We start from the raw sequence: 14,067 nt of genomic DNA on the forward strand, positions 1-14,067 counted from the left end.
TCTCGGCTTGCGTGCCGTCGACATCGTCCAGGTGGCGGCCCCGAGCTGTGCCCGGCGTCGGGAGCGGTTACGTTTCCAGGCATGATCCCCGCGCAGACACCGGTGCAGCGCCTCGGACTCGGACTGGCCGCGCTCGGGCGCCCCGCCTACATCAACGTCGGCCGTTCCGACGTGCTCCCCCAGCAGCGCACCGCGCAGGCGATGCGGGAGCGCACCCGCGGGGTGCTCGACGCCGCCTACGCCAACGGCATCCGGTGGGTGGACACCGCGCGCTCCTACGGCAGCGCGGAGCAGTTCCTCGCCGAGTGGTTGCGCGAGCGCGGCCACGGCGACGTGTCGGTGTCCAGCAAGTGGGGGTACGCCTACGTCGCGCAGTGGCGGATCGAGACCGAGGTGCACGAGGTCAAGGAGCACTCGCTGGAGCGCCTGCGCACGCAGTGGGCGGAGACCCGCACGCTGCTGGGCGACCGCCTCGACCTGTACCAGGTGCATTCGCTGACCGCGAACAGCCCGCTGTTCGACGACATGGCGCTGCAGCACGAGCTCGCCCGCATCCGCGACTCCGGCGTGCACCTGGGCTTCTCCACCAGCGGTGCGGCGCAGGCGGCGACCATCGAGCGCGCCTGGGAGATCGAGGTGGGCGGGCGGCAGCTGTTCTCGGCCGTGCAGTCCACCTGGAACTCGATGGAACCCTCCGCCGGGCCGGCGCTGGCCGAAGCGCACACCGGCGGCTGGCGGGTGCTGGTCAAGGAAACCCTGGCCAACGGTCGCCTCGCGGTCGACCCGCCCCCCGAACTGGCCGAGGTCGCCGAGCGCCACGGGGTGTCGCCGGACGCGGTGGCGATCGCGCACGTCCTGCGCCAGCCCTGGGCGGACGTGGTGCTGCTCGGCCCGGCCAGCGTCGAGCAGCTGGAGACGAACCTGGCGGCCTGCCACGTGGAACTCACCGACCGCGACATCCACGCCCTCGACACCCTCCACCGAGACGCGGCCACCTACTGGGGAGAAAGGGCCGAACTCCCCTGGCACTGACCTCCCCGCCGGGGGAATCGAAATTCAATGGAAATCGGACCTTCGATTTCCATTGAACTTGCGTGGTTTCACGGACGGGCGAGCCACTCCCGGGTGAACTGGCGGCCGTCGGGGACGAACGGGAACTGGTCGTCGTCCAGGCGTTCGCGGAGTTCGGACACGGGCATCCACCAGCCTTCGGCTACTTCTTCCGGTTGATGGACTATCGGGCCGTCCCAGCGTGCTTCGTAGACGAAGGCGTGGTAGCGCACCGAACCCGACTCGAAGGTGGAGCGGAACAGGAAGCGCACCGGCGCACCGCGAACGCCCAGCTCCTCGGCGAGTTCGCGCTCCGCGGCGGTGTCCGGGTCCTCGCCCGCTGCGACGACACCGCCCGCCGTGCAGTCGTGCAGTCCGGGGAAGACGTCCTTGGTGTCGGTGCGGCGGTGCACGTAAATGCTCCCGCCGTCGGGGGAGAGCACGAGAACTGCTGTTGCTGCGTGCCAGAGCCCTTCCGCGCGCATGCGGCTCCGGGACGCGCTGCCCACGACACGCCCGAGCGCGTCGTACACGGCCACCTGCTCCTCGTCGGCCTTCATGCCCCGATCGTCGCAGCTGCCCGGCGCAGCACATCCGACGCACCGGTGACGCCGGCGATTCCCACGATTCGACATCCTGTGGCCCGCAGCACTCCGCGCGGTCGGTGATACCCCGTACGCTGCGTGGTATGCGGCGGATCATGGGAACCGAGGTGGAGTACGGCATCGTCGTGCCGGGCGATTCCAGCGCCAACCCGGTGCTGACCTCCACGCACATCGTGCTCGCCTACGCGGCGGCGGCCGACATCCCGCGGGCCAGGCGCGCCCGCTGGGACTACGAGGTCGAATCGCCACTTCGCGACGCCCGCGGCTTCGACCTGAGCGCGGCGGCGCAGCAGCCCAACGGTTCGGACGGCGACGACCTCGGGGCGGCCAACGTCATCCTCACCAACGGTGCGCGGCTCTACGTCGACCACGCGCACCCGGAGTACTCCGCGCCGGAGGTGACCAACCCGCGCGACGCGGTCATCTGGGACAAGGCCGGTGAGCGGGTCATGGAGGAGGCGGCGATCCGGGCGGCCAGCGTGCCCGGCACCGCGCCGATCCAGCTGTACAAGAACAACGTCGACGGCAAGGGCGCCAGCTACGGCACCCACGAGAACTACCTGATGTCGCGCGCCACCCCGTTCACCGCGGTGATCGGCGGTCTGACGCCGTTCTTCGCCTCGCGCCAGGTGATCTGCGGATCGGGTCGCGTCGGCCTCGGGCAGGCGGGGGAGAAGCCGGGGTTCCAGCTCTCCCAGCGCTCGGACTACATCGAGGTCGAGGTCGGCCTGGAGACCACCCTCAAGCGCGGCATCATCAACACCCGCGACGAACCGCACGCCGACGCCGACAAGTACCGGCGGCTGCACGTCATCATCGGCGACGCCAACCTCGCCGAGACCTCCACCTACCTCAAGCTCGGCACCGCGGCGCTGGTGCTGGACATGATCGAGAACGGGCTGCGCTTCGACGACCTGAAGCTGGCCGATCCGGTGCAGGCCGTGCACCTGATCAGCCACGACCCGACGCTGAAGCAGACCGTGGAGCTCGCCGACGGCCGCCGGTTCACCGGACTGGACCTGCAGCGCGCCTACCACGAGCGCGCCGCGCGGTTCCTCGACGAGCACGACGGCGAGCGCGCCGCGCGCGACGTGCTCAGCACCTGGGGCGAGGTGCTGGACATGCTCAGCACCGACCCGATGAGCTGCTCGGACCGGCTGGACTGGCCGGCCAAGCTGCGGTTGATGGAGAGCTACCGCAACCGCGACAACCTGGGCTGGGCCTCGCCGCGGCTGCACATGATCGACCTGCAGTACTCCGACGTGCGCCTGGACAAGGGCCTCTACAACCGGCTGGTCGCGCGCGGCTCGATGAAACGCCTGGTCAGCGAGGACGAGGTCCGCGACGCGGTGACCACGCCGCCGGAGGACACCCGCGCCTACTTCCGCGGGCGCTGCCTGGAGCGCTACCCGGCCGAGGTGGCCGCGGCGTCCTGGGACTCGGTCATCTTCGACCTCGGCCGGGAATCGCTCGTGCGCATCCCGACGTTGGAACCCCTGCGGGGTACCAAGGCCCACGTCGGTGCCCTGCTGGAGGCCGCTGCGAGCGCCGAGGAACTGGTCGACTCGCTGACCAAGGGCTGACCGGACCGGCGGGCGACCACGTTACGTGCACGTCAGGCGGGTGCGAAGATCGCAAAGACCCCCGGCTGGCTGTGGGCCAACGGGTGTTCGGATGGGTAGTGTTCACAGCAGGACGTCCCCACTGCGGGGGAGGTCCGAGAGGTCGACCACCGGGAGGCGAGATGTCCCAGGAAAAGGTTCAGCGGCACGGCGGCGGCGAAGGCGACGAAGAGCAGGGTCCGGAGGCCGCCGGCCAGGAACGCCGCGAAAAGCTCGGCGAGGACGTGGACGCCATCCTGGATGAGATCGACGACGTCCTGGAGGAGAACGCCGAGGACTTCGTCCGCGCTTACGTCCAGAAGGGCGGGCAGTAACCGGACTCGGGCTCCGGGTCGCCTCGCGCGGCCCGGCGCCGTCCGCTGCGCGCCGGATCTTGACTAGAGTGCGTACCAGTCGCAGGCCCTTCGATCGGGAGACGATGTCGCTGATGGAATCGAGCTCGACCCAGTTCCCGGGTCAGGCACTGCCCGCCGCCTACCTCACCCCGGGGTCGTCGTCGTTCACCGACTTTCTCCGGTCCACCACGCCCGAACTGCTGCCCGGCGGCCGGAAGCTGGCCGAGGGGACGGTGGAAGCCCCGCACGGCACCACGATCGTCGCGGTGACCTTCCGCGGCGGTGTGCTGCTGGCCGGTGACCGCCGCGCCACCATGGGCAACCTGATCGCCCAGCGGGACATGGAGAAGCTGTTCGTCACGGACGCTTACTCGGCGGTGGGCATCGCCGGTACCGCGGGCGTGGCGCAGGAGCTCGTCAAGCTGTACGCGGTCGAGCTGGAGCACTACGAGAAGCTCGAAGGCATTTCGCTTTCCTTGGACGGCAAGGCGAACCGGCTGGCCAACATGCTGCGCGGCAACCTCCAGGCCGCCATGCAGGGGCTCGCCGTGGTGCCGCTGTTCGCCGGTTACGACACCGAGGCCGAGGACCCGGAGCGCGCCGGGCGCATCGTGTCCTACGACGTGGTCGGTGGTCGCTACGACGAGATCGCCGGCTACCACGCGGTCGGTTCGGGTTCGCTGTTCGCGAAGTCCGCGCTGAAGAAGCGCTTCGACCCGGACGCCGACCAGGACACCGCGGTGCACGCCGCGGTCGAGGCGCTCTACGACGCCGCCGACGACGATTCGGCCACCGGTGGCCCGGACCTGTCGCGGCGCATCTTCCCGTCGGTCATCACCATCACCGCCGCCGACGGTGCCGTTCGGCTGTCGGAGGAGCAGACCTCCGCGGTCGCCACCGAGGTCGTCAACGGCCGGTTGGAGAACCCCGGCGGCTGAGCCCGCCCCGATCCGACTCGCGAGCAGATTCGAACCAGGAGTGCACAGCCGTGACGATGCCGTTCTACACCTCCCCCGAGCAGTTGATGCGGGAGCGTTCCGAGCTGGCCCGCAAGGGCATCGCTCGGGGGCGCAGCGTGGTGGTGCTCAAGTACGCCGGTGGCGTGCTGTTCGTCGCCGAGAACCCGTCTCCGACGCTGCACAAGGTCGCCGAGATCTACGACCGCATCGGATTCGCGGCGGTGGGCCGCTACAGCGAGTTCGAGGCGCTGCGGGTGGCGGGGGTGCGCATCGCTGACGTGCGCGGGTACTCCTACGACCGCCGCGACGTCACCGGTCGTTCGCTGGCCAACACCTACGCCCAGCACCTGGGTGCCATCTTCACCGAGCAGATCAAGCCGTTCGAGGTGGAGATCTGCGTGGCGGAGGTCGGTTTCACCGCGGAGACCGACCAGCTGTACCGGTTGACCTATGACGGGTCCATCGTGGACGAACCGCAGTACGTGGTGATGGGCGGGCAGGCCGACACGATCACCAGCGCGCTCAAGGACTCCTTCAGCGACGGTCTGGAACTGGCCGACGCGGCGAAGGTGGCGATCGAGGCGCTGTCCTCCGGTGGGGACAGCAACCGGGAACTGGGCGCCGGTCAGCTGGAGGTCGCGGTCCTCGACCGCTCCCGCCCGAACCGGACCTTCCGCCGCATCAAGGGCGCTGCGCTGCAGGCGTTGCTCCCGGAGCAGGAGTCGACTTCGGACGAGTCCGAGGAGTCCGGTTCCGAGGACGGCGAGTCCGCCGGGAAGTAGGGACCTTCGGCGGTTCCGCGAGGAACCGCTGTCGCGGTAGAGCTCCACGAGTGCGGGGCACCGGTCGCCGGTGCCCCGCACTCGTGCTTCCCGCGCCGGTTTCCCCGAACGGCTGCCCGCCAAGCGTTGTCCGGTCGCAACTTCCCCAGCAGTCACAAGATGCTGTGGTCGCCCGAGATTTCTGGTCCCTCCGGTGCCACCGCCGCCGCGGGGCGTGTGCGCTGCTCAGCGGTCCGGTCGGAGCCGTCGATGACGCGGTGCAACCGTTTTCGCGACCAAGACACGCCACAGGTGCCCGAACGGCGGACCGCCGCGAAGCGGTGTTTGCGCCTAGTGTGGAGTCATGCAGCGGCGGATCTTCGGCATCGAAACCGAGTTCGGGGTCACCTGCACCTTCCACGGGCAGCGTCGACTGTCCCCGGACGAGGTGGCCAGATACCTGTTCCGACGGGTCGTGTCGTGGGGGCGGTCGTCCAACGTCTTCCTCCGCAACGGGGCCAGGCTCTACCTGGACGTGGGCTCCCACCCGGAGTACGCCACGGCCGAATGCGATGACCTCGTCCAGCTCGTCACGCACGACAAGGCGGGCGAGCGGATCCTGGAGGACCTGCTCATCGACGCCGAGCGGCGGCTGGCCGACGAGGGCATCGGTGGCGACATCTTCCTGTTCAAGAACAACACCGACTCGGCGGGCAACTCCTACGGCTGCCACGAGAACTACCTGGTCGGCCGTTCCGGGGAGTTCTCCCGGATCGCCGACGTGCTGCTGCCGTTCCTGGTGACCCGCCAGCTCATCTGCGGTGCGGGCAAGGTGCTGCAGACCCCGCGCGGCGCGGTGTACTGCCTGTCGCAGCGCGCCGAGCACATCTGGGAGGGCGTCTCCAGCGCGACGACCCGCTCGCGGCCGATCATCAACACCCGCGACGAGCCGCACGCCGACGCCGAGCGCTACCGCCGGCTGCACGTCATCGTCGGCGACTCCAACATGTCCGAGGTGACCACGCTGCTCAAGGTCGGCGCCGCGAACCTGGTGCTGGAGATGGTCGAGCAGGGCGTGCAATTCCGGGACTTCAGCCTGGACAACCCGATCCGCGCGATCCGGGAGATCAGCCACGACCTGACCGGGCGGCGCACGGTCCGGTTGGCCGGCGGCCGGGAGGCCTCCGCGCTGGACATCCAGCGGGAGTACTACGGCCGGGCGGTCGACCACGTGGCGCGGCGCGGTTCGGACCCGATGACCGAGCGGATCCTGGAGCTGTGGGGCCGGGCGCTGGACGCCATCGAGCAGCAGGACTTCTCGCTGATCGACCGGGAGATCGACTGGGCGATCAAGCACCGGCTGCTGGAGCGCTACCGCGGCAAGCACGGCCTGGAGCTGTCCAGCCCGCGGATCGCCCAGCTGGACCTGGCCTACCACGACATCCGCCGCGGGCGCGGGCTGTTCGACATGCTGCAGCGCAAGGACCTGGTGGACCGGGCCACCGAGGACGGCGAGATCGAGGCGGCCAAGGACACCCCGCCGCAGAGCACCCGGGCGAAGCTGCGCGGTGACTTCATCGCCGCCGCGCAGGCCGCGGGCCGGGACTTCACGGTGGACTGGGTGCACCTCAAGCTCAACGACCAGGCCCAGCGCACGGTCCTGTGCAAAGACCCGTTCCGCGCGGTGGACGACCGGGTCGAGCGCCTCATCAACTCCCTCTGACCCACCGGGTGAAGGGCACCTCCGATCCGCTCGGAGGTGCCCTTCGCGGTTCAGCGCTCTTGGCCGGTGGGGCGGATGATCAGCTCGTTGACGTCGACCGAGGGCGGTTGCTGGAGGGCGTATAGGGCTGCGTTGGCGATGTCCTCGGCGCGCAGCTTGGGGACGTTCGGGGTGTCCGCGGTCATCTCGGTCTCGACCATGCCCGGTTGGATGAGGGTGACGCGGACGCCGGTGCCCACGCACTCCGCGCGGATGTTCTGGGCCATGCCGGTGACCGCCCACTTCGTCGCGGAGTAGAGGTTCCCGGGGCGCAGGTTGCGGCCCGCGTTGGAGCCGGTCATGAGCAGGTGGCCCTTGGTGCGGGTGAGGGCCGGTAGGGCGGCGCGAGCGGTGATGGCGGCGCCGTAGACGTTGGTGAGGACCATGTCGCGCCACTGCTCGGGGTCGGCACCGTCGTTGCCCAGGAACGAGGTCTGCAGGCTGACTCCGGCGTTGGCGAAGACCGCGTCGAGGCGGCCGAAGTGGTCTTCGGCGCGCTGGACGGACTCGGTGAGGTTCGCGTAGTCGGTGACGTCGCAGGGGAGGGCCAGCGCGGTGTCCGCGCCCAGCTCGTCGACCAGCGCGGACAGGGCATCGGTGGAGCGGGCGGTCAGGACGAGGCGGAATCCGGCTTCGGCGGCGGCTCGCGCGGTCGCGGCACCGATGCCGCGCGACGCCCCGGTGATCATCAAGACGCGATCGGTCATGTTCCCAGGGTAGGCGCGGGGTGATCACCGCAAACTATTTTCACGTTCCCTGCGGTTTCAGCGCCGATCGAAGCGAATCGATTTCATGTTGGCGATGACTTCAGCGCTGACCGAAATCAATGCCCCGTGCGAAACATCTGCCCCGCGAGTGATCTGGCGCACCGACCCAAACACATGATCGAATACGGGCGGGATAGAGTTTTCCGGTGGCCACTGTGCGTGCTGAACGCTTGGTGAACCTGGTGCTGTGTCTGCTCTCCACGCGCCAGTACCTCACCGCGGAGCGGATCCGGGCGATCGTGCCGGGCTATGCCGACGCGCCCACTGACGAGGCCTTCTTCCGCACCTTCGAGCGGGACAAGGCAGAGCTGAGGGATCTGGGGATCCCGCTGGAGACCGGTCGCAACTCGGCCTTCGACGCCACTGACGGTTACCGCATCGCGCGGCGCGACTACGAGCTCGGCGACGTCGAACTCGAACCCGACGAGGCCGCCGCCGTGGCGCTGGCGGTCCGGCTGTGGGACGCGCCGGAGCTCACCGCGGCCGCCCGGGGCGCGCTGCTGAAGCTGCGCGCGGCCGGGGTCGACGTCGACGAGCGCGTCTCGTCCGCGGTCGAACCCAAGGTGCGTTCGACCGAGCCCGCGTTCGCGCCGCTGCTGGCGGCGGTGGAGAGCGGCCGGGTCGTGGAGTTCGACTACCGGCGTCCGAGCAGCCCCGACGTGCACCGGCGGACCGTCGAGCCGTGGGGCGTGGTGTCCTGGCGCGGCCGCTGGTACGTCGTCGGGCACGACCGCGACCGGCAAGCGCCGCGGTGCTTCCGGCTGTCCCGGATCCAGGGCAAGGCCAAGGCCGTCGGCCGGGCCGGGCAGGTCCAGCGCCCACCGGACCTCGACCTGCTGCACTTCGTCGCCGGCGAGCAGCGCGAAGCGCCGCCCACCACGCTGGCCCGCGTGTGGGTCGCGGACGGGCGCGCGCAGGGCGCTCGGCGCCGGGCGAAGGTCGTCGACCGCATGGAGCTCGGCGGCGACTGGGGCGACGTGCTGGAGCTCGACCTGCGCTACCCGGAGTCGGCGGCCGGCTGGCTCGCCGGGTACGGGGCGGACGTGGCGGTGCTGGAGCCGGACACGCTGCGCAAGACGATCCACGAGATCCACTTGGACGTGGTGGACCAGGGCGAGGCGGGGGAGCAGTCGTGACCAGTGCGACCGAACGACTGCCGCGCCTGCTGGCGCTGGTGCCCTACCTGCTGAGCCGGCCGGGCATCCCGATCGCCGACGCCGCGGCCGACTTCGGCGTCACCCAGCGGCAGCTGCGCAAGGACCTGGAGCTGCTGTGGATGTGCGGGCTGCCGGGATACGGGCCCGGTGACCTGATCGACCTGTCCTTCGAGAGCGACTCGATCACCGTCACCTACGACGCGGGTATGCGGCGCCCGCTGCGGCTGACCGCGTCGGAGGCCACCGCGCTGCTGGTGGCGCTGCGGGCGCTGGCCGAGACTCCGGGGATCACCGACACCGACGCGGTCCAGCGGGCCCTGGCGAAGGTGGAGAACGCGGTCGGGCAAGCCCGCCCGTCCGGCGTCGTCGTCGGGCTGGAAGGTCGCGAGGGCGCGGTCCGGTCGGGCGTGCGCGGCTCCGTGCAGGACGCGACGACGCGGCGCAGGGCGCTGCGGATCCGCTACTACACGGCCTCCCGCGACGAGATCAGCGAGCGGACCGTGGACCCGATGCGGCTGCTGCTTATCGACGGGCGCAGCTACCTGGAGGCCTGGTGCCGCAGCGCGCAGGGCGTGCGGATGTTCCGGCTGGACCGGATCGACGAGGTCGAGGTGCTCGACGAACCGGCGCAGCCGCCCTCGGAGGCCGAGCCCACCGACGTTTCCGCCGGGCTGTTCCGGCCCGCCCCCGACCAGTCGGTGGCGGAGCTGGAGCTGGAACCCGACGCGCGCTGGATCGCCGAGTACTACCAGGTGGACGAGCTGGTCGAACTGCCGCACGGGCGGGCGCGGGTGCGGATGCGCTACTCGGACCGCAGCTGGATGAGCCGGTTGCTGCTCGGGCTGGGCGGTCAGGCGCGGGTGCTCAGCCCCGATGATCTCGCCTGTGACGTGCGTCAACGTGCTGAAGACGCGTTGGCACGGGCACGTCACCTCCCGTCCACCTGAGCCCGATACGGTGACCGGGTGCCGTACGTGTGGAGTTTTGTGCTGCTGGGGGCAGGTCTGGTCCTGCTCGTGGTGCTGCTGGTCCGGGCGCTCCGGGAGCTGAACCGGTTCAAGTCCGTGCAGCGGCAGGTCGCCCACGACCTCGCGGACCGCAGCGGCCTGGTGAAGGCGCGCGTCGCCGGGCTCAAGGTGGCGTTCGCCGAACGCCGCCGCAGCTGACGCCGCAATCGGCCCTATTTGTCCCGCCCTGCCGCGCGTACGATGTCGCCCAGCAGGGACATCACGAAAGGTTGTGTTCGGATGGGTTTGCCAGGTGGCTGGGAGCTGATCCTCATCGTCTTGGTCTTGGTGCTGCTCTTCGGCGCCACCAAGCTCCCGCAGATGGCCCGCTCGCTCGGCCAGTCCGCGCGCGTTTTCAAGGCGGAGGCCCGCGGCATGAAGGCCGACGAGGAAGCCGCGAAGAAGGCTGACGAGGACAAGGCCAAGCCGGAGCTGACCTCCGGTGAGTCCAGCACGCCCCCGGTTGCGTCGCCGTCCCCGGTCGACGAGAAGCAGCGCAACGACAAGAACTGACTGAGGACGGAAACAACACGGTGGGTAGTCCACTGCGTCGCTTGAACCCGTTCCGCAAGGAGCGCCGTCGCTGGGGCCGCAGGCACAACCCGGACGGCACCATGACGCTCGTCGATCACCTCTACGAGCTGCGGTACCGGTTGGGCGTTGCCATCGCGGCGGTCGTCGTCGGCGCGATCTTCGGGGTCTGGTGGTTCTCCAACTCGGCCTTCGGGTTGCCCACGCTCAGCGATTTCCTGCTGGAGCCGTACTGCCAGCTGCCGGTGACCCAGCGGTTGAGCCCGAACGGGACCTGCCAGCTGCTGCAGACCGAGCCGTTCGAGATCTTCATGCTGACCCTCAAGGTCGGTGTCGCGGTCGGTGCGGTGCTGTTCAGCCCGGTGTGGCTGTACCAGCTGTGGGCGTTCATCACGCCCGGCCTGTACGCGAAGGAGCGCAAGTTCGCCCGGCTGTTCGTCAGCTGCGCGACCGTGCTGTTCCTGGCCGGTGCGGTGCTGGCGTACTACATCCTGCCCGTGGCGCTGTCGTTCATGTCCGGGTTCGGCGGGGACGCGTTCTTCACCGCGCTCAGCGGCGGCAAGTACATCAGCTTCATGCTGCTCCTGCTGGTGATCTTCGGCGTCAGCTTCGAGCTGCCGCTGGTGCTGGTGATGCTCAACCTCGCCGGGATCGTCAGCTACGACAAGCTCAAGAGCTGGTGGCGCGGCATCGTCTTCGCGCTGTTCGTGTTCGCCGCGATCGCGACGCCGGGCCAGGACCCGTTCTCGATGCTCGCGCTGGCCGCGGCGCTGTGCCTGCTGTTCACCATCGCGATGGTCATCTGCCGGTCCAACGACAAGCGCAAGGCCAAGAAGCTCGCGGCCCAGGGCTTGACCGAGGTCGGCCTCGACGAGGCGTCCCAGATCGACTTCCGCGCCTCGGAACTGGACGTGCAACCGTCCCAGACGCCCAAACACGACGACGTCACCTGACGTTCCTGCCTGACGTGAGCGGCGATGGTCCTTAGAGCGACCATCGCCGCTCACGTCTTTTTCGCCCGAGTCACTGGCCAAGGCGGGGTCGGGTGGGTGAGGATCTTGCCTCGTGCGCTGTGTGCTGTTGATCAATCCTGCGGCCGGTGGTCGGCTCTCCGCGTCGGTCGTCGGCGAAATCGTCGGTCACCTCCGCGCCGTGTGCGATCTCCGGACGGTGATCGCCACCGACGCAGGTGGCGCCGCTGCCGCGGCGAAGCGAGCCGTGGCCGACGGTGCCGACGTGCTCGCCGTGGTCGGTGGTGACGGCATCGCGCACCTGGCGGTGCAGGCGTGCGCCGAGTCCGACACCGCGCTGGCCCTGATCCCGGCCGGCACGGGCAACGACCTGGCGCGAGGACTGGGCGTCCCGCGCGATCCCACCGCTGCCGCCCGGTCCGTCGCGCGGGCGCTGAAGGCGGGGGAGAAGCGGAGCATCGACCTCGGCAAGACGGCGGGCGCGGGCTGGTTCGCGACCGTGCTGTGCGCGGGCTTCGACTCGAGGGTCAACGCGCGGGCGAACCGGATGCGCTGGCCGCGCGGACAGCGCCGCTACGACCTGGCGGTGGTGCGGGAGCTGATCGGGCTGCACTCGATGCCGCTGCGGGTGGAGACCGAGTCCGGCGTCACCGAGCTGGCCGCCACGCTGGTCGCGGTGGGCAACACGGCCTGCTACGGCGGCGGCATCCCGGTCTGCCCGGACGCCGACCCGACCGACGGCCTGCTCGACGTGACCCTGGTCGGCGAGGTGTCCCGCCGCGACTTCGTCAGCATCCTCCCGACCCTGCGCACCGGCCGCCACGTGGACCACCCGGCGGTCACCACGCTCCGAGCCCGCCGCATCCGCCTGGGCGGCGACAACGGCTGGCTGGCCTACGCCGACGGAGAACCCCAAGCCCGCCTCCCCCTGACCATCCGCTCCGCCCCCGACGCGCTGAAGGTCGTGGGCTGACGTTTTGCCTGGTCAGGGCCCGTGAGTACTTTGAGTTGCCATAGCGACACCAAGTGCTCACGGGTGCCCACCTGCGAAAACGGTCACGGATCCTCGTCCCTGGCGCCAGGCTCCGAGACGGTGGTCGGTGGGATGTGAAAACCTTGGGGTGTGGCCGTAAGCCGTTCCAACCCAACCGAGCTGTCCCCGGCCGAGGCGTTCGCCAGGTCTTCCCACCGGGGCGTGCACCCGAAGTTGACCGACTTCGCCGGGCAGCAGTCCTTCGAGCTCGATCCCTTCCAGCGCACCGCGTGCCAGGCGTTGGAGGCCGGCCGCGGCGTGCTGGTGTGCGCGCCGACCGGGGCGGGCAAGACCATCGTCGGCGAGTTCGCCGTGCACCTGGCGTTGCAGGAGGGGCGCAAGTGCTTCTACACCACGCCGATCAAGGCGCTGTCCAACCAGAAGTACGCCGACCTGTGCGAGGTGCACGGTAGCGACGCGGTCGGGTTGCTGACCGGCGACACCTCGATCAACGGCGACGCCCAGGTGGTCGTGATGACCACCGAGGTGCTGCGCAACATGCTCTACGCGGGATCCAGCAGCCTGGAACAGCTGGGCTACGTGGTGATGGACGAGGTGCACTACCTCGCCGACCGGTTCCGCGGTGCGGTGTGGGAGGAAGTGATCCTGCACCTGCCGGACCACGTGCAGGTGGCGAGCCTGTCGGCGACGGTGAGCAACGCCGAGGAGTTCGGCGAGTGGCTGCAGGAGGTGCGCGGCGACACCACCATCGTGGTCGACGAGCACCGGCCGGTGCCGCTGTGGCAGCACATGCTGGTCGGGCCGCGGATGTTCGACCTGTTCGGCGGGGAGACGGCCGATCGCGAACTGCAGATCAACCCGGGCCTGCTGCGCCACACCCAGCAGCTGGCCCGCGTGCACCTGCCCTACGGGGGCCGGCGCGGCGGTCCCAACAACGGCAAGCGCAAGGGTCCGCGCCCGCCCCGGTTCTTCCCGCCGTCGCGGGTGGAGGTGCTGACCGGGCTGGACGCCGCCGGGCTGCTGCCGGCGATCGTGTTCATCTTCAGCCGCAACGGCTGCGACCAGGCCGTCTCCCAGTGCGTGCGGGCCGGGCTGCGGTTGACCAGCGATGCCGAGGTCGCCGAGATCCGCGAGGTGATCGACGAGCACACCGCGAACCTGCCGGAGAGCGACCTGGCGGTCCTGGGCTACTGGGAGTGGCGGGAGGCGTTGGAGCGCGGGCTCGCGGCGCACCACGCCGGTCTGCTCCCGGCATTCAAGGAGACCGTCGAGGAGCTGTTCGTGCGCGGTCTGGTCAAGGCCGTGTTCGCCACCGAGACGCTGGCGCTGGGCATCAACATGCCCGCCCGCACGGTGGTGCTCGAGCGGCTGGTGAAGTTCAACGGCGAGTCGCACGTGGACCTCAGCCCCGGCGAGTACACGCAGCTCACCGGCCGGGCGGGGCGGCGCGGCATCGACGTCGAGGGCCACGCGGTGGTCGTCTGGCAGCCCGGCGTCGACCCGAAGCACCTCGTCGACGTCCGGAACCGGTACCTCCGTCCACGCC

Annotated in this window: 15 protein-coding genes; 13 read left to right on the forward strand and 2 right to left on the reverse strand. The window is 70.0% G+C overall.

The features are described from left to right. Positions 1–81: 81 nt before the first annotated feature. Positions 82–1,032, forward strand: coding sequence for an aldo/keto reductase (locus ABTZ89_RS24110; RefSeq protein WP_270953095.1), 951 nt, complete (start codon positions 82–84; stop codon positions 1,030–1,032). A gap of 68 nt (positions 1,033–1,100) precedes the next feature. Here the strand turns inward: ABTZ89_RS24110 and ABTZ89_RS24115 are convergent, their stop codons facing one another. After that, positions 1,101–1,610, reverse strand: coding sequence for an NUDIX hydrolase (locus ABTZ89_RS24115; protein WP_270953096.1), 510 nt, complete (start codon positions 1,608–1,610; stop codon positions 1,101–1,103). A 128-nt stretch (positions 1,611–1,738) separates the two neighbouring features. On the opposite strand from ABTZ89_RS24115, the gene dop reads away from it, so the two are divergent. The 5 genes from dop to pafA all read left to right on the forward strand — a co-directional run bounded on the left by dop (position 1,739) and on the right by pafA (position 7,055). After that, entirely contained in the window at positions 1,739–3,238 is a 1,500-nt protein-coding gene (dop, locus tag ABTZ89_RS24120; protein ID WP_270953097.1) for a depupylase/deamidase Dop, read from the forward strand. A 161-nt stretch (positions 3,239–3,399) separates the two neighbouring features. Further along, a complete protein-coding gene (locus ABTZ89_RS24125) occupies positions 3,400–3,591 on the forward strand; it encodes a ubiquitin-like protein Pup (RefSeq protein WP_010310552.1) in 192 nt (63 codons plus the stop codon). A 113-nt stretch (positions 3,592–3,704) separates the two neighbouring features. Beyond that, a complete protein-coding gene (prcB, locus tag ABTZ89_RS24130) occupies positions 3,705–4,550 on the forward strand; it encodes a proteasome subunit beta (RefSeq protein ID WP_270953099.1) in 846 nt (281 codons plus the stop codon). A gap of 50 nt (positions 4,551–4,600) precedes the next feature. Then, on the forward strand, positions 4,601–5,353 hold the full coding sequence (gene prcA, locus ABTZ89_RS24135; RefSeq protein ID WP_270953100.1) for a proteasome subunit alpha: 753 nt from the start codon (positions 4,601–4,603) through the stop codon (positions 5,351–5,353). A 343-nt stretch (positions 5,354–5,696) separates the two neighbouring features. Further along, entirely contained in the window at positions 5,697–7,055 is a 1,359-nt protein-coding gene (gene pafA / locus ABTZ89_RS24140) for a Pup--protein ligase (RefSeq protein ID WP_270953101.1), read from the forward strand. A gap of 50 nt (positions 7,056–7,105) precedes the next feature. Here the strand turns inward: pafA and ABTZ89_RS24145 are convergent, their stop codons facing one another. After that, positions 7,106–7,801 (reverse strand): SDR family oxidoreductase, encoded by a 696-nt coding sequence (locus ABTZ89_RS24145; protein WP_270953102.1) that lies wholly within the window; start codon positions 7,799–7,801, stop codon positions 7,106–7,108. A gap of 206 nt (positions 7,802–8,007) precedes the next feature. On the opposite strand from ABTZ89_RS24145, the gene ABTZ89_RS24150 reads away from it, so the two are divergent. From ABTZ89_RS24150 to ABTZ89_RS24180, 7 genes are all read left to right on the forward strand, one after another. Then, positions 8,008–8,997, forward strand: a complete 990-nt coding sequence (locus tag ABTZ89_RS24150) for a helix-turn-helix transcriptional regulator (RefSeq protein WP_270953103.1) — start codon at positions 8,008–8,010, stop codon at positions 8,995–8,997. Further along, positions 8,994–9,965, forward strand: a complete 972-nt coding sequence (locus ABTZ89_RS24155) for a helix-turn-helix transcriptional regulator (RefSeq protein ID WP_270953105.1) — start codon at positions 8,994–8,996, stop codon at positions 9,963–9,965. The genes ABTZ89_RS24150 and ABTZ89_RS24155 overlap by 4 nt, the downstream gene beginning before the upstream one ends. Before the next feature lie 18 nt (positions 9,966–9,983). After that, the gene (locus ABTZ89_RS24160) at positions 9,984–10,184 is read left to right on the forward strand and encodes a bacteriophage holin (RefSeq protein WP_351048485.1); all 201 of its coding nucleotides are present in this window, start codon (positions 9,984–9,986) and stop codon (positions 10,182–10,184) included. Positions 10,185–10,265: 81 nt separating this feature from the next. Further along, a complete protein-coding gene (gene tatA, locus ABTZ89_RS24165) occupies positions 10,266–10,538 on the forward strand; it encodes a Sec-independent protein translocase subunit TatA (protein WP_270953107.1) in 273 nt (90 codons plus the stop codon). Between the two features lie 32 nt (positions 10,539–10,570). Next, a complete protein-coding gene (gene tatC / locus ABTZ89_RS24170; protein WP_270953115.1) occupies positions 10,571–11,509 on the forward strand; it encodes a twin-arginine translocase subunit TatC in 939 nt (312 codons plus the stop codon). A 121-nt stretch (positions 11,510–11,630) separates the two neighbouring features. After that, positions 11,631–12,500, forward strand: a complete 870-nt coding sequence (locus ABTZ89_RS24175; RefSeq protein WP_351048489.1) for a diacylglycerol/lipid kinase family protein — start codon at positions 11,631–11,633, stop codon at positions 12,498–12,500. Between the two features lie 150 nt (positions 12,501–12,650). Further along, positions 12,651–14,067, forward strand: a 1,417-nt coding sequence (locus ABTZ89_RS24180) for a DEAD/DEAH box helicase (protein ID WP_351048492.1), incomplete at its 3' end; no start/stop codon positions are given.

The sequence above is a fragment of the Saccharopolyspora sp. NPDC002686 genome, from assembly GCF_040295745.1.
Classification (GTDB): domain Bacteria; phylum Actinomycetota; class Actinomycetes; order Mycobacteriales; family Pseudonocardiaceae; genus Saccharopolyspora; species Saccharopolyspora oryzae.

Coding starts and splice junctions, on each gene's coding strand:
- ABTZ89_RS24110 (WP_270953095.1), top strand. CDS start 82: ATGATCCCCGCGCAGACACCGGTGCAGCGCCTCGGACTCGGACTGGCC.
- ABTZ89_RS24115 (WP_270953096.1), bottom strand. CDS start 1,610: ATGAAGGCCGACGAGGAGCAGGTGGCCGTGTACGACGCGCTCGGGCGT.
- dop (WP_270953097.1), top strand. CDS start 1,739: ATGCGGCGGATCATGGGAACCGAGGTGGAGTACGGCATCGTCGTGCCG.
- ABTZ89_RS24125 (WP_010310552.1), top strand. CDS start 3,400: ATGTCCCAGGAAAAGGTTCAGCGGCACGGCGGCGGCGAAGGCGACGAA.
- prcB (WP_270953099.1), top strand. CDS start 3,705: ATGGAATCGAGCTCGACCCAGTTCCCGGGTCAGGCACTGCCCGCCGCC.
- pafA (WP_270953101.1), top strand. CDS start 5,697: ATGCAGCGGCGGATCTTCGGCATCGAAACCGAGTTCGGGGTCACCTGC.
- ABTZ89_RS24145 (WP_270953102.1), bottom strand. CDS start 7,801: ATGACCGATCGCGTCTTGATGATCACCGGGGCGTCGCGCGGCATCGGT.
- tatA (WP_270953107.1), top strand. CDS start 10,266: ATGGGTTTGCCAGGTGGCTGGGAGCTGATCCTCATCGTCTTGGTCTTG.